The sequence below is a fragment of the Actinophytocola sp. genome, from assembly GCF_009379765.1.
GTDB lineage: Bacteria > Actinomycetota > Actinomycetes > Mycobacteriales > Pseudonocardiaceae > Actinophytocola.
Genome location: NZ_WHTD01000081.1, coordinates 18,302 through 35,841 on the forward strand (window position 1 = coordinate 18,302; position 17,540 = coordinate 35,841).

19 protein-coding genes, 1 tRNA gene and 3 pseudogenes are annotated in these 17,540 nt (G+C 69.9%); 21 read left to right on the plus strand and 2 right to left on the minus strand.

The annotated features are described in order from the left end of the window. The first annotated feature begins 61 nt into the window (after positions 1–61). Positions 62–235, plus strand: a complete 174-nt coding sequence (locus GEV28_RS23605; protein WP_291414306.1) for a hypothetical protein — start codon at positions 62–64, stop codon at positions 233–235. Positions 236–332: 97 nt separating this feature from the next. Here the strand turns inward: GEV28_RS23605 and GEV28_RS23610 are convergent, their stop codons facing one another. Then, positions 333–1,811 (minus strand): peptidase S10, encoded by a 1,479-nt coding sequence (locus tag GEV28_RS23610; RefSeq protein WP_291414307.1) that lies wholly within the window; start codon positions 1,809–1,811, stop codon positions 333–335. Between the two features lie 51 nt (positions 1,812–1,862). Here GEV28_RS23610 and GEV28_RS23615 point away from each other — a divergent pair, with 51 nt between their 5' ends. From GEV28_RS23615 to GEV28_RS23710, 20 genes and pseudogenes are all read left to right on the plus strand, one after another. Then, a complete protein-coding gene (locus tag GEV28_RS23615; protein ID WP_291414308.1) occupies positions 1,863–2,549 on the plus strand; it encodes a uracil-DNA glycosylase in 687 nt (228 codons plus the stop codon). A gap of 153 nt (positions 2,550–2,702) precedes the next feature. Then, positions 2,703–2,888 carry a hypothetical protein gene (locus GEV28_RS23620; protein WP_291414309.1) on the plus strand — a complete coding sequence of 62 codons (186 nt, stop codon included), beginning with the start codon at positions 2,703–2,705 and terminating at the stop codon, positions 2,886–2,888. Positions 2,889–2,944: 56 nt separating this feature from the next. Continuing rightward, the gene (locus GEV28_RS23625; RefSeq protein WP_291414310.1) at positions 2,945–3,682 is read left to right on the plus strand and encodes a DUF4129 domain-containing protein; all 738 of its coding nucleotides are present in this window, start codon (positions 2,945–2,947) and stop codon (positions 3,680–3,682) included. After that, entirely contained in the window at positions 3,679–4,152 is a 474-nt protein-coding gene (locus GEV28_RS23630; protein ID WP_291414311.1) for a hypothetical protein, read from the plus strand. The genes GEV28_RS23625 and GEV28_RS23630 overlap by 4 nt, the downstream gene beginning before the upstream one ends. Then, positions 4,149–5,153, plus strand: a complete 1,005-nt coding sequence (locus tag GEV28_RS23635; protein WP_291414312.1) for a MoxR family ATPase — start codon at positions 4,149–4,151, stop codon at positions 5,151–5,153. The genes GEV28_RS23630 and GEV28_RS23635 overlap by 4 nt, the downstream gene beginning before the upstream one ends. Further along, positions 5,153–6,553 carry a DUF58 domain-containing protein gene (locus tag GEV28_RS23640; RefSeq protein ID WP_291414313.1) on the plus strand — a complete coding sequence of 467 codons (1,401 nt, stop codon included), beginning with the start codon at positions 5,153–5,155 and terminating at the stop codon, positions 6,551–6,553. Before GEV28_RS23635 ends, GEV28_RS23640 begins: the two co-directional genes overlap by 1 nt. A gap of 22 nt (positions 6,554–6,575) precedes the next feature. Continuing rightward, a complete protein-coding gene (locus GEV28_RS23645; protein ID WP_291414314.1) occupies positions 6,576–7,193 on the plus strand; it encodes a hypothetical protein in 618 nt (205 codons plus the stop codon). Beyond that, positions 7,157–8,478, plus strand: a pseudogene (locus GEV28_RS23650) (NAD(P)/FAD-dependent oxidoreductase). Before GEV28_RS23645 ends, GEV28_RS23650 begins: the two are co-directional and overlap by 37 nt. 154 nt (positions 8,479–8,632) lie before the next feature. Continuing rightward, positions 8,633–8,706: transfer RNA gene (locus GEV28_RS23655), tRNA-Leu, on the plus strand. Positions 8,707–8,905: 199 nt separating this feature from the next. Further along, positions 8,906–9,270 (plus strand): annotated as a pseudogene (locus GEV28_RS23660) (ArsR/SmtB family transcription factor). Positions 9,271–9,322: 52 nt separating this feature from the next. Continuing rightward, positions 9,323–9,721, plus strand: a pseudogene (locus GEV28_RS23665) (SRPBCC domain-containing protein); the annotation flags it as partial. Next, a complete protein-coding gene (locus GEV28_RS23670) occupies positions 9,718–9,978 on the plus strand; it encodes a hypothetical protein (RefSeq protein WP_291414316.1) in 261 nt (86 codons plus the stop codon). The pseudogene GEV28_RS23665 and the gene GEV28_RS23670, both read left to right, overlap by 4 nt. Continuing rightward, positions 9,978–10,202, plus strand: coding sequence for a hypothetical protein (locus GEV28_RS23675; protein ID WP_291414317.1), 225 nt, complete (start codon positions 9,978–9,980; stop codon positions 10,200–10,202). The genes GEV28_RS23670 and GEV28_RS23675 overlap by 1 nt, the downstream gene beginning before the upstream one ends. Positions 10,203–10,216: 14 nt before the next feature. After that, positions 10,217–10,861, plus strand: coding sequence for a DUF899 domain-containing protein (locus tag GEV28_RS23680; protein WP_291414318.1), 645 nt, complete (start codon positions 10,217–10,219; stop codon positions 10,859–10,861). A gap of 33 nt (positions 10,862–10,894) precedes the next feature. Further along, a complete protein-coding gene (locus GEV28_RS23685) occupies positions 10,895–11,710 on the plus strand; it encodes an alpha/beta hydrolase (RefSeq protein ID WP_291414319.1) in 816 nt (271 codons plus the stop codon). A gap of 34 nt (positions 11,711–11,744) precedes the next feature. After that, a complete protein-coding gene (locus GEV28_RS23690) occupies positions 11,745–12,155 on the plus strand; it encodes a PPOX class F420-dependent oxidoreductase (RefSeq protein WP_291414320.1) in 411 nt (136 codons plus the stop codon). 211 nt (positions 12,156–12,366) lie between these two features. Continuing rightward, on the plus strand, positions 12,367–13,734 hold the full coding sequence (gene cysS, locus GEV28_RS23695; protein ID WP_291414321.1) for a cysteine--tRNA ligase: 1,368 nt from the start codon (positions 12,367–12,369) through the stop codon (positions 13,732–13,734). Positions 13,735–14,352: 618 nt separating this feature from the next. Beyond that, the gene (gene tgmA, locus GEV28_RS23700; RefSeq protein ID WP_291414322.1) at positions 14,353–14,697 is read left to right on the plus strand and encodes a putative ATP-grasp-modified RiPP; all 345 of its coding nucleotides are present in this window, start codon (positions 14,353–14,355) and stop codon (positions 14,695–14,697) included. A gap of 5 nt (positions 14,698–14,702) precedes the next feature. Further along, complete coding sequence (tgmB, locus tag GEV28_RS23705; RefSeq protein WP_291414323.1) at positions 14,703–15,671, plus strand: ATP-grasp ribosomal peptide maturase; 969 nt, start codon at positions 14,703–14,705, stop codon at positions 15,669–15,671. Beyond that, on the plus strand, positions 15,668–16,849 hold the full coding sequence (locus GEV28_RS23710) for a methyltransferase domain-containing protein (RefSeq protein WP_291414324.1): 1,182 nt from the start codon (positions 15,668–15,670) through the stop codon (positions 16,847–16,849). Before tgmB ends, GEV28_RS23710 begins: the two co-directional genes overlap by 4 nt. 137 nt (positions 16,850–16,986) lie before the next feature. Here GEV28_RS23710 and GEV28_RS23715 read toward each other — a convergent pair whose 3' ends face one another. Beyond that, positions 16,987–17,232 carry a hypothetical protein gene (locus tag GEV28_RS23715; RefSeq protein ID WP_291414325.1) on the minus strand — a complete coding sequence of 82 codons (246 nt, stop codon included), beginning with the start codon at positions 17,230–17,232 and terminating at the stop codon, positions 16,987–16,989. Between the last annotated feature and the right edge of the window lie 308 nt (positions 17,233–17,540).

Consider the following 17,540-nt stretch of genomic DNA (forward strand, 5'->3'; position numbering starts at 1 on the left):
GTGGCGGGCCTCCGGGTAGCACCATAGGGGTGTACTTGCAGGTCACGAAGGAGGTACGGACATGTCCGGCACCCCTGCGCACGGCACCCTCTCCGGCTACGTGAACGACGACTGCCGGTGGACCTACTCCGTTTTCGACGCCAACACCGGCGAGTGGCGGGACGTGGGAGACCAGCGACACGAGGCCCTCCAGTTCGCCGCGTCCCTACCGGAGCCGCGACGTCCCGCGGAGTAGCTCACCGAAGACCCGGATACCGCAACGGCCCTCAGCCGGGTAGCCGAGGGCCATGCCTGCCATTTCCGGAAGCCGGTGTTCCACGTGCCGCGCCGGGTCAGCGGTTGGAGGCGTCCGCGATGAAATCGGCCAGGTCCTTCGACTGCTGGATTCGCGACGGCTCGTGCACGTACATCATGTGGCCCGCCTCGTAATAGGCGCTCGAGACGTTTTCGCGCAGTTCCTCCGGAATGTTCAGATGCGCCAGCACGTGCTCGGAGGCGAAGTACGGGGTCGCGCCGTCGAGGTAGCCGAAGGCCACGTGCACCTTCAGGTGCTGGTTCGCACGCATCGCGGACGCGAGCTTGTCCGTGACCGTCACGTGGGCGTTCTCGAACTCCTTGTAGGACCACGAGTCGATCACGCCGTCACCGATCACCTCGTACGGCAGGTCGTTCGGGTAGTCCAGCTCGGCGCGCAGGTAGTGGTTCAGCGCCGCCGTGTACGAGCCCATCACCGCCGATATCGACGGGTCGGCGTCCATGAGCTCGCGGCCGTAGTCCGGCGCCCAGCCGGTGAACCGCGAGTCGAGCCGGCCGACCACCAAACGCTTGTGCCGCAACAGCTCCGCGAAGAACCGGCCGTGCTCGACGCGCAGGTCGACCCGGTCGACGTAGTCCTCCGACAGCCCGGTGAGCGCCGCGATCCTCGCCACCGTCGCCGCTCGTTCCTCAGTGGACAGACGGCTGCCCTGCGCGAGCGCCCACGGGTAGTCGCGCGAGGCGAACTCCTCCGCCTCGGACAGCACCTCCTCGAGCGGCCGGTCGCCGAGCAGGCCGTGGTAGTGCCCGATCGCCGCGTAGGTCGGCAGGAACAGCGCGTACGGCAGGTCGTTGCCCACGGAGAAGTCGAGCGACGCGAAGTCGAGCACCGCGGAGATCAGCATCAGCCCGTTGAGGTACATGCCGTACCGGTTCTGCAGGTGATGCGCCAGCCCGCCGGCCCGCATGGTCCCGTACGACTCGCCGGCGAGGAACTTCGGCGACATCCACCGGCCGTTGCGGGACGTCCACAGCCGGATGACCTCGGCGACGGACTCGATGTCGCCCTGGAAGCCGTGGTAGTCGCCGGGCTTCTCGCCCTTCACCGCGCGCGAGTAGCCGGTGGAGACCGGGTCGATGAACACGAGGTCGCTGTGCTGCAGGAGCGTCTCGGTGTTGTCGACCAGCCCGTACGGCGGCGCCGCGAGGTCGCCAACGTCACCGGAGACGACCCGGCGCGGGCCGAGCAGCCCGAGGTGCAGCCAGACGCTGGACGAGCCGGGGCCGCCGTTGAACGCGAAGGTGACCGGGCGCTTGGCCGGGTCGGCGCCGTCCAGGGTGTACGCGGTGAGGAACACCTCGGCCTTGGGCAGGTACCCGTCGAACTTGCCGTCGGTGACGATCTCCTTGCGCAGCACGATGCGCCCGGCGGTGGCGGTGTAGTTCAGCTTGCGGCGTTTGACGGTGAGCGAGTGCGAGCTGGTGACGAGGTCGTCGGTCGGCTCGGCCGGCCTTTCCTCGGTGGTGGACCCGGATGCCTCGTCTGACGTCGCCATGATCCGCACCCTACGTGCCGGGCTCACTCGGGTGCCAAGCAGAATCGGGGTGTGTCCGACCTGGCCTCGCTCGACCAGCAGGTGACCGAGTGCCGCGCGTGCCCGCGGCTGGTGGCCTGGCGGGAGGAGGTGGCCAGGGTCAAGCGCGCGTCGTTCGCCGACCAGACGTACTGGGGCCGCCCGGTCCCCGGGTTCGGCCCGCCCGACGCACCGCTCGCGATCGTCGGCCTGGCCCCGGCCGCCCACGGCGCAAACCGCACCGGCCGCATGTTCACCGGCGACCGTTCCGGCGATGTCCTGTATGCCGCGTTGCACGCGGTGGGCCTCGCATCCCAGCCAACGTCGACCCACATCGGCGACGGCCTGGAGCTGTACGGCGTCCGGGTCACCGCGCCGGTCCGCTGCGCGCCGCCGGCGAACAAGCCGACCCCCGCCGAACGCGACAACTGCCGCCCGTGGCTTGCGCGTGAGCTCGAACTGCTGCCGGTGCGCGCGATCGTGGTGCTCGGCGCGTTCGGCTGGCAGGCGCTGCTGCCGGTGCTGTCCTCGGCCGGCTGGCAGGTCCCGGTGCCCCGCCCGAGGTTCGGTCACGCCGTGGAGGTGGAGCTCGCGGGACCGCGGCCGCTGCACGTGCTGGGCTGCTACCACGTGAGCCAGCAGAACACCTTCACCGGCAAGCTCACCCCGGCGATGGTCGAGGCGGTCCTGACCCGCGCGAAGGACCTGGCCGGGCTGTGAGCCCCGCCGGCCGCGAACCAGCGGAGCCGGTCGAGGCCTGGTTCGAAATCATTGAGCGCTCGGTCACCGCGCGGGTACTCTCGGACGTAGCGCAGGCCCGCCGCGCGGAGGGGGTCGACTCGGACAACTCCTGGCGGGCACAGGGAATCCATTGTGGGCGCACTTCTCCTGCTCGTCATCCTCGTTTGGACGTTCGGCCTCGGGTGGGTCGTGCTCGGCAGGCTGCTTTCCGTTCCGGAACGGAAAGCCATGGTCAGGGTCCGGGTGCTGCCGTGGCCGTGGGTCGAGATCAGCGTCGGCGGTGAATGCACATGCGACGCACACCGGGGCCGCGGCTAGATATCGACTGGATAAACGTCCGCCTTTCCCTTGGTCCGTGAGGCATGCTGCGGGGGATGAGGAGCTCCCGGGTCGCCGTTCTGTGCACGGTCGCCGCCTTGCTCCTGTTCGCGGTCGTCGCCGCGCGGGGGAAGTCGGCCGTGCCCGGCAGCCTGCGGGACGTTCCGTTGGAGCGGGGCGTCGGCGACACCCCTCCGCTGCACGGCGCACCGACCGACGAGAACGCGTTCAAGGTCGACGTCGTCGACAGGGCCGAGGTGGTCCAGACCTTCATGACCGTCATCGCGATGATCCTGCTGCTCATCGCGTTCTCGCTGCTGGTCCGGCATCTCCGCCGGCTCCAGCGGCGCAAGCGCCGCCTGGGCGTCGGCGTTGAGGCCGACGAGGAGATCGGCGCGCTCGAGGTCACGATGCCGATGCGGCTGCGCCGCGCGGCCGAGAGTGCCCGCACCGAGCTCGCCGGCAGGCGGGGCGGCCCACCGGGCGACGCGGTCATCGCCGCGTGGCTGCGGCTCGAGGAGGCCACCGCGCACGAAGGCGCCGGCCGCGAGCCGCACCAGACCGCCACCGAGTTCACCGCCGCGCTGCTCGCCCGCCACATCACCCGCGAGCCCGCCCTCGACGACCTCCGCGAGCTCTACCAGCGGGCCCGCTTCGGCCCGCCCGGCCAGGTCGGCGACGCCGAGGCCGACGCCGCCCTCGCCGCGCTCGACCGGATCCTGGCCGCGCTCGCGAACGGTGCGGCGCACGCCGAAAGCGAAGAGGCCGCCAGCGCCGCGGAGCCGGTCGGGTGAGCGTCGTGCGCGCCGCTCTGCTCGCCGTCCTCACCGCCGTGGTGGTGGCGGTGGTGGTCGTCGTCGCCATGGGCACCCCGGTCTCGTGGGCGATCGTCATCTCGCTGCCCGCCGGCGCCGCGGTGCTGCTCGCGGGCCTGTTCTCCGGCGCGTTCGACGCCGACTGGACACCCGAGCCCGACCGGCCGTCGTCCAGTGTCTGCCTGCACGCGACCTCCCTCACCGAGCGGTTGAGCCAGGCCGCCGCCGACCCCTACCGGTTCACCTCGCGGGTCCAGCCGCGGTTGCGCAGGCTCGCGGTCACCACCCTTCGCCGCGACCCCGACACCGCGGACATCGCCGACCTGCACGACCCGCGGGCCCGTGCGCGGCTCGGCGACGACCTGCACCGGCTGCTCACCGCCCACGACGCCAGTCTGCCCAAGCCGAACGAGTTCGCCGCGCTGGTGCGGCGCCTGGAGGAACTATGAGCTCGCCGTCCACAGTGGACAAGGAGCCGGACAGCGTGCCCTCGCCGGAGACCATCCGGACCGAGTCGGTCGCGGTGCTCGACGCGGTCGCCTCGGTGGTCGTCGGCCGGCAGCGCACGGTCCGGCTCGCGCTCGCCGCCGTGCTGGCCGGCGGGCACGTGATGTTCGAGGACGTCCCCGGGCTCGGCAAGACCCTGATGGCGCACAGCCTCGCCCAGGCGGTGGGTCTGGACTTCCGGCGCATCCAGTGCACCCCCGACCTGCAGCCGGCCGACGTGACCGGCTCGTTCATCTACGACCCCGCCGAGCGCGACTTCAGCTTCCGGCAGGGTCCGGTGTTCGCCGGCATGCTGCTCGCCGACGAGATCAACCGCACGCCGCCCAAGACGCAGGCCGCGCTGCTCGAGGCCATGCAGGAACGCCAGGTGACCGTCGAGGGCCGCACGTTCCCGCTGCCCAAGCCGTTCCACGTGCTCGCCACCGCCAACCCGATCGAGTACGAGGGCACCTACCCGCTGCCCGAGGCCCAGCTCGACCGGTTCCTGCTGCGCCTGGACGTCGGCTACCCGCCGCCCGATGAGGAGGCCGAGGTGCTCCGCCGCCGGATCGCCCGGCAGCGCGAGGCCGTGGTGCTCGACCCGGTGATCGCGGCGACCCGGCTCGCCGCGCTGCAGGCCGGCCTCGAGCGGGTCGCGGTGGACGACGACGTGCTGCGCTACTGCGTCGACCTCGCCAACGCCACCCGCGGCCACCGGTCCGTCGAGGTCGGCGCGTCACCGCGTGGCTCGCAGGCGTTGCTCCTGGTCGCGCGGGCCCTCGCGGTGCTGTCCGGCCGCGACTTCGTGCTGCCGGAGGACGTCAAGGAGTGCGCGGTCCCCGCGCTCGCGCACCGGATGACGCTGCGGGCCGAGACGTGGAGCTCGGGCACCACCGGTGAGCAGGTCGTCAACGAGCTGCTCGGCGCGGTGCCCACGCCGAGCACCACCCGGTCCCGGCGCTGATGTCCTTCGAGCAGGTGGTAGCCACGTACGAGACCCGGCAGCGGGGCCTCGGCCGCCGGGCGCGCCGCTGGTTCCTCGGCCGGCGGGAGGTGCGCTCGCACGGTTGGCGGCGGACCGACGCGCTGCTGCGGGCGGTCGCGTGCGGCTTCGGTCTGGCCGTCGCGGGCGTCGCGCTGCACCGGTTGGAGCTGCTGCTCGTGGGTCTGCCGCTGCTGGTCAGCATGATGCTCGTGAGCCCGCCGACCGGGCGCCCCAAGGTGCGCGAGGTCAAGCTCGCGGACACCGTCGAGGCCGACCTGCGCAGCCGGGTGACCGTGTCGATGGAGCCGGGGGAGGGCGCCGCGATCGCGGCGCTGCGGATGCCGGTCGCGTCCCGGTCCGGGGTCGGGCCGGTGCACCTGCTGCCGGCGGTCACCGGCGAGGTGCACGCGGTCATCCGGTGGAACACCTGGGGTCTGTCCAACTACCTGCGGCCGGACCACCTGATGGCGAGCCACGACGGGCTGTACGTGCTGGGCCCGGTCGTCGGGCGGACCACGAACCACACCGTGCTGCCGCCGATCGACCCGCTGCGTGCGGCGCCGCTGCCGCCCAGGGCCGCCGGCCTGGTCGGCGCGCACCGCTCGGCCCGCCCGGGCGACGGCATGGAGCTGCGCGACATCCGGCCGTTCCAGTCCGGTGACCGGCTGCGCCGGGTGGACTGGCGGGTGTCTCTGCGTGCCGCGGCCGCCAGTGGCGGCGAGCTGGTGCCGGGCACGCTGCACGTCCGCGAGCGGCACGCCGAGGCCGATGCCGACCTGCTGCTTGCGCTGGACACGACGCTGGACGTCGGCCGGCGGATAGCCGACTGGGCCGAGGTGGAGGTCGGGGCGGCGGCCCGGGTGGGCGGCAGCCTCGACACCGGCGTACGCGCGGTGAGCTCGCTGGCCGCGACGTTCCTTCGCCAGGGCGACCGGGTCGGCCTGATCGACATCGGGCAGCCGCGCGGCGGCGTGTCGGCCGGGTCCGGGCGCCGGCAGCTGCAGCGGATCCGGCACTCGCTCGTGCTCTCGGCGCAGCGAGTCTCCGGCGCCGGCGAGCCGGTGCTGCGCACGGCGCAGGTCCCGCCGGGCGCGACGGTGGTGATCCTGTCCCCGTTCCTCGACGACAAGCTCGTGGAGCTGACCGTGCGGGCCGCGCGTCGGGGCAACCTCGTGATCGCGGTGGACGTGCTGCCGCCGGACCTCGTGCCGGACGAGGAGACGCCCTGGGGCGAGGCCGTGCGCGCCATCGTGGTGGCCGAGCAGCGGGTCCGCCTCGCGGTACTCGGCGAGCACGGCGTCCCGGTGGTGCGCTGGGCCGACGGCACGCTCGGCACCGTGCTCCAGTCGGCGCGGCGCAGGATCCGGGGCCGGCGATGACGGGCCGAGCGGAGGAGGCGCGATGACCACGCAGGCCGTCGACGCGCCCAGGCTCGGTGCCGGGCTCCCCGGCTGGACGCTGCGCGCCTTCGTCGCGCTCAGCGGGGTGGGGGTCGTCCTCATCCCGTCCACCGAAGGGGCCATGTGGGGCGCGCTGTTCATCCTCGGGCCGGCGATCCTCGCCTCCGTCTACGCGCCCGCCTCGCCGGTTCCCTCGGCCGTCGTCGTCGGCGCGGCCGTCCTGCTCGCCCTCACCGGGGACGACCCGCTGCGACCCGCGGTGCTGGCGATGATCCCGGTCGTCCACCTGTTCCACGTCAGCTGCGGGCTCGCCGGCGTGCTCCCGGTGACCGGCCGTGTGCATCTGCGTGCGCTGCGCAAGACCGCCGTCCGGTTCGTACTGGTGCAGGCCATCGTCTTCGCCCTCGTCGGGGTGGCGGCGCTGCTGCCGGTGCGGCAGACCCCCGCCGTGCTCGAGGTCACCGCGCTCCTCGGCCTCACCGCGATCGCGCTGGTCATCCTGGTCTGGCACCGGCAGCGCCGCGACCACGCTCACACCGGTGGCGACGGGCGTGGCAACGGTAAAGATGTCACCATGGACTCATGGGGCGAGGGAAATCCGCACCGACCCGGGTCTTGATTCTCGGCGGCGGGTATGTCGGGCTGTACACGGCCTTGGGCCTGCAGCGGAAGCTGCGTGGCAACGAGGCCTCCGTCACGGTCGTCGACCCGCAGCCGCACATGACCTACCAGCCGTTCCTCCCCGAGGCGGCGGCCGGCGCGATCGAGCCGCGGCACGTGGTCGTGCCGCTGCGTCGCGCGCTCAAGCGCTGCCACGTGCTCACCGCGCGCGTCACCAAGATCGAGCACGGCGCGAAGAAGGTCACGATCGAGGCGCCGGACGGCCATCTCGATGAGCTCGAGTACGACGTGCTCGTCGTCGCGCTCGGGTCGGTCGCGCGATGCCCATCCCCGGGCTCGCCGAGCAGGGCATCGCGTTCAAGACCATCGGCGAGGCCATCTACCTGCGCAACCACGTGATGTCCAAACTGGACGCGGCGAGCAGCACAGTGGACCCCGACCTGCGCCGCAAGCTCCTCACGTTCACCTTCGTCGGCGGCGGGTTCGCCGGCATCGAGGCGCTCGCCGAGCTCGAGGACATGGCCCGCTACGCCACCCGCTACTACGAGAACATCGAGCCGACCGATCTGCGCTGGGTGCTCGTCGAGGCCGCGGGCCGGATCCTGCCCGAGGTGCGGGAGAGCCTCGGCGTGTACACGGTCCTGCAGCTCGAGCGCCGCGGCATCGAGGTCTATCTGTCCACTCTGGCCAAGTCGTTCGAGAACGGGCACGTGATGCTCTCCGACGGCACCGAGTTCGACAGCGACACCATCGTGTGGACGGCCGGCGTCAAGGCCAACCCGGTGCTCGCCGGCTCCGACCTGCCGCTCGACGACCGCGGCCGGCTGCGCGCCACCGCCACGTTGCGGGTGGACGGTGTGCCCGACGTGTGGACGGCCGGTGACAACGCCGCCGTGCCCGACCTGTCGCGCACCGACGAGGACCCGGACGCGCTGTGCGCGCCCAACGCCCAGCACGCGGTGCGCCAGGCCAACCTGCTGGCCAGGAACGTCATCGCCGTGCTCCGCGACCACGAGCCCAAGCAGTACTTCCACAAGAACGTCGGTTCGGTCGCGAGCCTCGGCCTCCACAAGGGTGTCGCGGACGTCTACAACGTCAAGGCCAAGGGCTTCATCGCCTGGGCCATGCACCGCGGCTACCACGTCGCGCGGGTGCCCACGTTCAACCGGAAATTCCGCGTAGTAGCCGACTGGTTACTGAGTGGACTGTTACGGCGCGAGGTCATCTCGATGGGTCAGATCAACAATCCGCGGGCCGACTTCGACCGCGTGGCCCAAGGCTGAGTCGCGCCATTTCCCGCACCTGGTCGGCGTTGCGCCGGTAGCCTTACCGAGCCCTGCCGGAGTAGGTCCAAAAGGCGTATCCCGGGTTGGGCCAGCGGACCCAAGTTCTGAAAAACCCGTCCGTAGCCTGGTGATCACGTCCTAGGCTGCGCCTGCCCCCGTAGCCCAACTGGCAGAGGCAGCCCCCTTAAAAGGGGTGGAGTGCCGGTTCGAATCCGGTCGGGGGCACAGCGATCCGGCAAATTCTCTCGCCTTCGCTCCGCGACTGTTAGCAATTGATTTGACACTCAGCGTGGCGCGATTTCTGGCGCTCATTTTCACCAGCTGTTCAACCGACCCGTCGCGACCTGACCCGGCGCCGGGGTTGACAGCGTGCGCCCGTGAGGTACGTTGAACCTGTCGGTTAATTAACTAGGTGGTTGAGTACATGAGCGTTGATCAGCTGAGCAGCACCTTCGCGGCGCTGGCCGACCCGACCCGCCGCGCGATCCTGGCCCGGCTGACCACGGGAGAGGCCACGGTCACCGAGCTGGCCGAGCCGTTCGATGTCAGCCTGCCGGCCATCTCCAAGCACCTGAAGGTGCTCGAGCGCGCCGGCCTGATCGCTCGCGGTCGCTCCGCGCAGTGGCGGCCGTGCCGGCTGGAGGCGGCGCCGTTGCGAGACGCCAACGACTGGCTGGAGCGCTACCGGCAGTTCTGGGAGGCGGCTTCGACCGCCTCGACGAGCACCTGCGGGAGCTCCAGAAGGAGACCAGGCGACAGGAGGAGCAGAAGGATGTCGACGATGAGTGACACCGCCACCGAGCGGGAGCTCGTGATCACGAGGGTCTTCGACGCCCCGCGCGAGCTCGTGTTCGAGTGCTGGACCGACCCGAACCACCTGGCGAGGTGGTGGGGCCCGAGCGGCTTCACCGCGCCGTCGGTCACGGTGAACGGCACCGAGGGCGGCGCGTGGCGGACCTGCATCCGCAACGAGGAGGGCGTCGAGTACTGGTCCAGCGGCGTCTACCTGGAGATCCGCCCGCCGGAACGGCTGGTGTTCAGCTTCACGTGGGACCCGGTGGCGGACCAGCCGGTCGAGGACACGCTCGTCACCGTGACCTTCGCCGACCGCGACGGCAAGACCGAGATGGCCTTCCACCAGTCGGGCTTCGACACCGTCGAGTCGCGGGACGGCCACGAGAGCGGCTGGCGCGAGTGCTTCGCCGACCTGGCCGCCTATGTCGCCGGGGGTGCCCGGTGACCGAGTCGTTGCACCAGGGCGACCTCGGTCTGCTGGAGACCGACGTCGCGCGGAAGCTGCTGACCGAGCTGATCACCGCCCGGATCGCGTACATCGCGTTGGACGGCACGCCGCGGGTGGTGCCGATCAACTTCCACTGGACCGGCGAGGAGGTCGTGATGGGCGGGTTCGCCACGTCGGCCAAGTCCGCGCGCTGCGGGCCAACCCGGCCGTCGCGATCACGATCGACACGCCGGAGCCGCCGCCGCGGGTGTTGATGATCCACGGCACCGCGGAGGTCTCCGAGACCGGCGAGGTGGTGCCGGAGTACGAGGCGGTGATGCGCCGGACGATGCCGGCCGAGCAGGCCGACGCGTACTTCGGCGAGCTGCGCCGCCGCGGCACCCGCATGGAGCGCATCGCGGTGCGGCCGGCCTGGGTGGGCGTGGTCGACTTCGAGACCCGCTTCCCCGGCCCGATGCCGGAATGGCTTCGATCCTGAAGGGAGATCCGACGATGACGACGTTGCCCGAGGCCGTCTCCGCGCAGGAGTGGCAGGCCGCGCGGGACGAGCTGCTGGTGAAGGAGAAGGCCGCGACGCGGGCGCTGGACGCGCTCAGCGCGGAGCGCCGCCGGCTCCCGATGGTCGAGCTCCGCCCGGACCACGAGTTCGAGGGCCCGTCCGGCCCGCTGTCGCTGCTGGACCTGTTCGACGGCCGCCGCCAGCTGATCGTCTACCACTTCATGATGTTCGCGGGCGACGACCACCGGTGTCCCGGCTGCTCGATGATGGTGGACGGGCTCGGCGACCTCGGGCACCTGAACGCGCGGGACACCACGCTGGTGCTGACCTCGCCCGCGCCCCAGTCGCAGCTCCGGCCGTACCGGGAGCGGATGGGCTGGACGGTGCCGTGGTTCACCGCCACCACCGAGTTCACCGAGGAGTGCGGTGCCGGCCGCGGGTTCGGGATCAGCGTGTTCCTGCGCGACGGCGCGTCGGTGTACCGGACGTACTTCACCACCGGCCGCGGCGGCGACCTGCCCAACACCACGCTGCGCTGGCTGGACCTCACGCCGCTCGGCCGCCAGGAGGCATGGGAGGAGGCCGGCCGCGGGGACAGCGCGCCGAGCAGTTGGTGGCGGCTGCACGACGAGTACTGAGTTTATATGTAAATCGCGGTAACATGCTCAGTCATGACGAGGCAGCCCATCGAGGTCGCGTTCGAACGCCGGGGAACCGGCAGCCCACTGGTGCTGCTGCACGGCATCGGGCACAGGTGGCAGGCGTGGGAGCCGGTACTGGACACGCTGGCCGCGGCGCACGACGTGATCGCGGTCGACCTGCCGGGGTTCGGGAGATCGCCGCTGCTCCCCGAGGGGCGCGGCTACGACATGCCGAGCGCTGTGCAGGCGTGCGCGGACATCTTCGAGGACCTGGGCCTGTCCCGGCCGCACGTGGCGGGCAACTCGCTGGGCGGGGTGCTCGGCCTGGAGCTCGCCTCGCGTGGCCTCGTGTCCTCGGCGACCGCGCTGGCACCGGCCGGGTTCTGGACGCCGCGGGACCGGGCGTGGGCGCTGTCGGTGCTGCGGATGATCCGCACGACCGGCCGGCTCCCGCTGGGATCCGCGCTGCGGTGGCGGTACGTCCGCACGGTCGCCGGCGGGCTGCTCTACGGGCACCCGTCGCGGATGACGGCGGAGATCATGCTGGCCGACCTGCGGTCGATGGTCGGCGCGCCGGCGTTCGACCTGGTGGCGGCGGCCGGGCGGGGCTACGCGTTCGCCGCGCCGCAGCCGTCGGTGCCGGTGACGGTCGCGTGGGGGACACGGGACCGGATCCTGTGGCCGCGGCAGGCGCGGCGGGCGGCGGAGCTGCTGCCGCGGGCCAGGCATGCGTGGCTGTACCGGTGCGGCCACGTCCCGATGATCGACGAGCCGGCGCGGGTGTCGGCGTTGATCCTGGAGACGTGCGCCGCGGCCTCCGCCGCGGCCTCCTCCGACGCCGCTTGACCTCCGGTTCGGTCGAGGTTGCAGAATCGCGGGTATGGAAGATCGGCTGCTTGCTTTGCTGAGCGGCACCCGCGATGGGGTGCTGACGACCATCAAGCGCGACGGGCGGCCGCAGCTGTCCAACGTGGGGTTCACCTTCGCCGACGGCGTCATCCGGATCTCGGTGACCGACGGCCGGGCGAAGACCGCGAACCTGCGCCGCGACCCGAGGGCGAGCTTCTACGCGACGGCGAAGAGCTTCCGGTCCTACGCCGTGGCCGAGGGCACGGCCGAGCTGACCCCCGTAGCCGCGGACCCGCACGACGCGACGGTGACGGAGCTGGTCGAGGTGTACCGCGCGATCGCCGGCGAGCACCCCGACTGGGACGAGTACCGCGCCGCGATGGTCAACGACCGCCGCCTGGTGGTCCGCATCCCGGTGACCCGGGTGTACGGCGTGGCCTGAGTCCCCTGCGTCGAACCCGCCGCCGGCCCCGCTGACCTCTGCGGCCGACACCACTGCCGCCGTGGGTCGGGATGGACGTCGTGGGTCAGCGTTTGGCGGGTTGGGTGCGTTTGGCGGGTTGTGGAGCGGGCAGGTCCGAGCGCGTGCCACCATCGATCCCAGCACCACGCACGCCGGCCCCGTGGTCTCACATATCGCAGAGGAACCCAACGTGATCATTTATAACACGCTGACCAGGCGAAAAGAGCAGTTCACGCCGATGGAGCCTGGTGTGGTGCGGATGTTCGTGTGTGGGCCAACCGTCTACGACCTCAGTCACATCGGGCACGCCAAGACCTACACTCAGTTCGACCTGGTTGCCCGTTACCTACGGGCTCGCGGGTACCGGGTGACGTACGCGCAGAACCTCACCGATATCGACGACAGGATCATCCGGCGTGCGGCTGAGCTGGGCATACCGCCGCAGCAACTCGCCAAGGAGAACGAGCAGGCGTACTTGGAGGACATGGCCGCGCTGCACAACACCAGCGTGGACGTCCACGAACGCGCGCTCGACCACATCGACGACATCGTTGTCCAGGTGCAGGCGCTGATCGACCGTGGGCACGCTTACCAACTCGACGACGGCTGGTACTTCGACCTCACAACGTTCCCCCGCTACGGCAAGCTGTCCGGCCGCACCGAGACCCGGCCCGAGGACGCCCTGTCCCGGGTCGACGAGAACGAGCAGAAGCGCAACCCTGGGGACTTCGCGCTCTGGAAGGCCCGCAAGCCGGGCGAGCCGTACTGGGACACCCCGCTCGGGCCGGGGCGTCCCGGCTGGCACATCGAGGACACCGCGATCACCGAGGCGTTGTTCGGTCCGCAGTACGACCTGCACGGTGGCGCAGTCGACCTAATCTTCCCACACCATGAGGCCGAGATCGCGCAGATGGAATCCGCCTCGGGACGGGAACCGCTCGTCCGCTACTGGATGCACACCGGTTTCCTGCGGGTCGGCGGCGACAAGATGTCCAAGAGCACGGGCAACTTCACCACAATCCGCGACGCGTTGGCCGAGACCGACTACCGCACCCTCCGCCACGTCTTCCTGTCCCAGCACTACCGGTCGTCCATGGAACTCGACGAGAACACCCCGGAGCAGGCGCGCGGTGCCCGTCGGCGCGTGGAGAACTTCTGGCGCCTGATCAACGCCGGTCATGACGACCGGGCCACACGGGAGCTTACTGAGCGTGCACGCGACAAGTTCTACGAACGGATGGACGACGATTTCGACACCCCTGGTTCGCTCGTCGCCCTGTTCGACTACATCCGTGAGCACAACCGCAGCGGCCAGCAGCCAGGCAGGGGCGCTAGTGAGTTCCTCAATGAGGTCAACGCCCTGTTCGACACCTTCGACTTCGCCGCCGACCAGGCCGGCTCGGAGGACGCCGCCATCGAAGAACTCCTGAACGAGCGTCGTCGACTTCGCGGCGAGAAGAAGTTCGCTGAGGCGGACTCGATCAGGAACGAGCTAAGAGCGCGTGGCATCACGATCGAGGACACCGCTGCCGGAACCTGCTGGTGGCTGGGCAACTGACTCCCTACCCCGGATGACAACTTGGGCTATCCACAACAGAACCCCTTGTCGTTGCGCAACTCGTTGACCAGGATCTGTGTCGGGAATTGCTTGCTGCGACTACGTCAACGTGCCAGAGTCGCTGGCCAACGCCGTGAATGCCCGAATTTCGGGACACTTGGCGCAGTACTACAACACGGTTACCCGACCAGTGCTTGGTCAACCGACATTGATCTACCGGTACGCGAAAGGGGTAGGCTTCGACGTCCATCACGACGAGGTGACCGATATCGAAGTCAGTCGGGCAAGGCGAATCGGACAGCCAGTAATCGGCGGAGACATCACCGCTCTGCTGTGGCTCCATTGCGGCCGGTTCCGCGCCGAGTAAGGCCGTATTCAAGGAACGCAAGCGGACGAGCCACGGGCTACACCTGTTCCTGACCATCATCACGGCTGGAGCATAGGGCCTGTTCGTGTGGCTTCCCTTGACCATGTGGCACAAGCTCGGTCCACGCCGTAAGACGGTCACCCGCTACCGGTGACACGTGACGCCCGCTGAGACGGGGCCGGGTGCCCCAGCAACTCGGACCCGTGTATGACGGATAGCGACCAAACGCCTACCCACCGGAGGTACATCACATGCCCCTGCAACAGCACGAACGCCCGACCGGCGCGGGCGTGTTCCCGTCGTCGGACCACTTCCCGCTCGGCCGACGATTTGGCGTGGTCGACGCGACACCCGAACCGGCCTCGCCCATGCGCCCGTTCGGGCTCACGTTGGGCACCCGGCCACGTCAGGTCACGCCGTTGAATCCCGCCGACATCGGGTATGACGAGAACGCCCAAGTGGGCTTGATTCGCGACGATGACGGCCAGTTGGTACGGATGGGACGCCACACGGACGGCCAGACCGGCACCGTCACCGACAAGGGCGACGGGCAGAGCACCAACAAGGACAGTGACACCGACCACCGGGAGGACTGATCACGATGGGTGCCGCGCGGTCTGTGCTCGTGCTGACTGATCGTTTCGACCCCACGGCGGACCGGGTGGTGGAGGAGCTGAACAGCCGGGAGACCCCGGTGGTTCGGTGCGATGTGGCCGACTTCCCGGAACGGTTGTCCGTGTCCGCTGAGCTGAACGGCGGGCCGTGGTCAGGGGCCTGGTTGCAGACCGCGCGGCGCTCGGTGAACCTTGCCGAGGTGTCCGGTATCTACTACCGCCGACCGACCGGGTTCGACTTCCACCCGGACCTGTCGGCCGACGAACGCCGGTGGTCTGCCGTTCAGGCGCGGATGGGGTTCGGCGGGCTGTTGGCGGCCGTGGGGCCGTGGCTGAACCATCCGCACCACATCGGATACGCCGAGTACAAACCGACGCAGCTCCGCTCGGCCGTGGCGTGCGGGTTGCAGGTGCCGCGCACGCTGGTCACCAACGACCCGACGCGCGCCCGCGCGTTCGTGACCGACGTGGGCAGTGCGGTGTACAAGCCGTTCGGCGGGCACGGCGTCACCGACACCGAGGGATACCGGCACGTGTTCGCCAACGTGGTCACTCCGGAACAGTGCGACGACCCGAACATTGCCCGAACAATGCACATGTTCCAACAATGGGTGCCGAAATCCTACGAAGTCCGACTAACCGTCGTGGACGGGCAATTTTTCGCCGCACGAATCGACACGGAATCGGCCGTGGCGTATGTCGACTGGCGGGCGGATTACAAGTCGTTGACCTATACGGCCGTGGAGACACCGAACTTCGTTCAGGGTCGTGTCACTGAGCTATTGCGTGAACTGAATTTGCGGTTTGGCGCGTTGGATTTTGTGGTGGCACCCGATGGGGCATGGTGGTTTCTGGAATGTAACCCGAATGGGCAATGGGCGTGGATTGAGGACGAAACTGGAATGCCGATCGCAGCCGCTATCGCGGACGCTTTGGAAGGATACAAGAAACCGTGACCGACGCTGAACCCCTGCCCGCGCTGCGGGCCAAGTTCCTTGACGAACTGGCCGCCAGCGGTGACGTGACGGACCCGGAATGGCTCGCGGCGTTCCGCGACGTACCCCGTGATGCGTTCGTGCCGCATTTCCTCAAACAGACACCAGACCTCGCCGGGTGGCGGCTCGTGCAACGCGGCGACCCGGAATGGTTCGCGGGCGTGCACAGCATGGCTCCACTGATCACACAGTTGGACGGTGACGACGCGCTGACCGACAAGGCGCGGGCAGGGGAGTCGATCAACGGTACGGCTACCTCGTCCAGCAGTCAGCCCACGCTCATGGGGTTGATGCTGCAAGCGCTCGACGTGCGCGACGGGCACCGGGTGTTGGAGATCGGCACCGGCACCGGGTACAACACGGCGTTGTTGTGCCACCGGCTCGGCGCGGCGAACGTGACGAGCGTGGACGTGGACGCCGTGTTGATCGAGCGGGCCGCGCACCGACTCGCCGGGCTCGGCTACGCCGACGCACACGTGTTCGCCGGGGACGGTCGCGAGGGGTGCGCCGAGCGCGGGCCGTATGACCGGATCATCGTCACCGTGGGCGTAGCGCCCGTGCCCGGTGCATGGCTTGACCAGACCCGCGACGGCGGAAGGATGCTCGTTCCGTTGGACCGGCGCAACTGTGGTGGGCTGCTGGCGCTGCTCACCGTGCACGGTGACACCGCGTCGGGTCCGTTCCTGCCCGACTACGGCGGATTCATGCCGATACGCGGCACCCGGCACGACGCGGCACTAGACGCCTTCCGCTCCGTTCAGGACTACCAAGGCACCCACGGGACAACCGACCTGGCGGCCGAGGTCGCGACCGGAAGCAGCCCGTTCGAGTTCTTCGCGGCGCTGCGCGTCGGCGGTTACGACCACATGAGCTTCACCCCGAACGGCGGCGGGCCGACCGAAACGTGGCTAGCCAACGGACACAACTCGTGGGTGTGCCACACCACAACGGACGGCACGCACTCAGTCCGGCAGGGTGGGCCGGTCCGGTTGTGGGACGTGATCGAGGATGCGCGCGGCGAGTGGGAACGACTCGGCGAACCCGTCCGGGAACGGTTCGGGCTGAGCGTTGATCGCGACGGGACGCACACCGTGTGGCTTGACGAACCAACGAGCCCGTACCGGTGGGCACTGGCGTAGGTGCCGGTGCTCGGCTGGCTCGCGGCCGAGCTTGCCGACCGACCACGATCAGCCGGACACGCTCACGCAGAAAGCGGCCGGGGTAGCTTCTCGCCACCCCGGCCGCTTTGGTCTGTCTGTGACCCGTTCAGGCCGTCCTACGCGGCCGGTGCGTCCGTCTTGGCTTGCCCGTCGTGCGGCCGGTGTTCCGCTCGGCCTTGGCGGTTCGGTTGGCCGGGGCCGTGTCGGTGGCCTTGCGGTTGGCCGGACCCCGCTTGCTCGACTTCGGCGCGGCCCGTGACCTTGGCCGGGGCACCCATCGCGGCCCGGCGCACGGACAGCGCGTCCCGAATCGCGTCGTCGGCTTCCGGCAACAGGTGGCCGTACACGTCGGCCGTGATCACGATGCTGTCGTGGCCGAGACGGCGGGACACGGCCAGTAGGGGCACGCCGTCCGTGAGCAGCCACCCGGCGTGCGTGTGCGCAGGTCGTGAACGCGCGGGGACTTGGACAGGCCCGCTTTCTTGGCCTTGTCGCGTGCCCATGCCCACGCCTTGTTCACGAGGTACTGAGCCTGGATCCACCGCGCGGATTGTCACCGGGAGTGTGTCGTGACAGCAGAAGTGCCCTTTGACCTGGGAGAATCGGAGTTGCTGACACCCCGATACCCATAGCCGAAAGGGCACTTCGTAGATGCGATTGTTGCATACCG

What these genes read in the sequence shown, in the direction of transcription:
- GEV28_RS23690 (WP_291414320.1), top strand. Translation starts at nt 11,745, where the DNA reads ATGGAAGATCGGCTGCTTGCTTTGCTGAGCGGCACCCGCGATGGGGTG.
- GEV28_RS23645 (WP_291414314.1), top strand. Translation starts at nt 6,576, where the DNA reads ATGACCACGCAGGCCGTCGACGCGCCCAGGCTCGGTGCCGGGCTCCCC.
- GEV28_RS23680 (WP_291414318.1), top strand. Translation starts at nt 10,217, where the DNA reads ATGACGACGTTGCCCGAGGCCGTCTCCGCGCAGGAGTGGCAGGCCGCG.
- tgmA (WP_291414322.1), top strand. Translation starts at nt 14,353, where the DNA reads ATGCCCCTGCAACAGCACGAACGCCCGACCGGCGCGGGCGTGTTCCCG.
- GEV28_RS23605 (WP_291414306.1), top strand. Translation starts at nt 62, where the DNA reads ATGTCCGGCACCCCTGCGCACGGCACCCTCTCCGGCTACGTGAACGAC.
- GEV28_RS23610 (WP_291414307.1), bottom strand. Translation starts at nt 1,811, where the DNA reads ATGGCGACGTCAGACGAGGCATCCGGGTCCACCACCGAGGAAAGGCCG.
- GEV28_RS23640 (WP_291414313.1), top strand. Translation starts at nt 5,153, where the DNA reads ATGTCCTTCGAGCAGGTGGTAGCCACGTACGAGACCCGGCAGCGGGGC.
- GEV28_RS23675 (WP_291414317.1), top strand. Translation starts at nt 9,978, where the DNA reads ATGATCCACGGCACCGCGGAGGTCTCCGAGACCGGCGAGGTGGTGCCG.
- tgmB (WP_291414323.1), top strand. Translation starts at nt 14,703, where the DNA reads ATGGGTGCCGCGCGGTCTGTGCTCGTGCTGACTGATCGTTTCGACCCC.
- GEV28_RS23635 (WP_291414312.1), top strand. Translation starts at nt 4,149, where the DNA reads ATGAGCTCGCCGTCCACAGTGGACAAGGAGCCGGACAGCGTGCCCTCG.
- GEV28_RS23685 (WP_291414319.1), top strand. Translation starts at nt 10,895, where the DNA reads ATGACGAGGCAGCCCATCGAGGTCGCGTTCGAACGCCGGGGAACCGGC.
- GEV28_RS23625 (WP_291414310.1), top strand. Translation starts at nt 2,945, where the DNA reads ATGAGGAGCTCCCGGGTCGCCGTTCTGTGCACGGTCGCCGCCTTGCTC.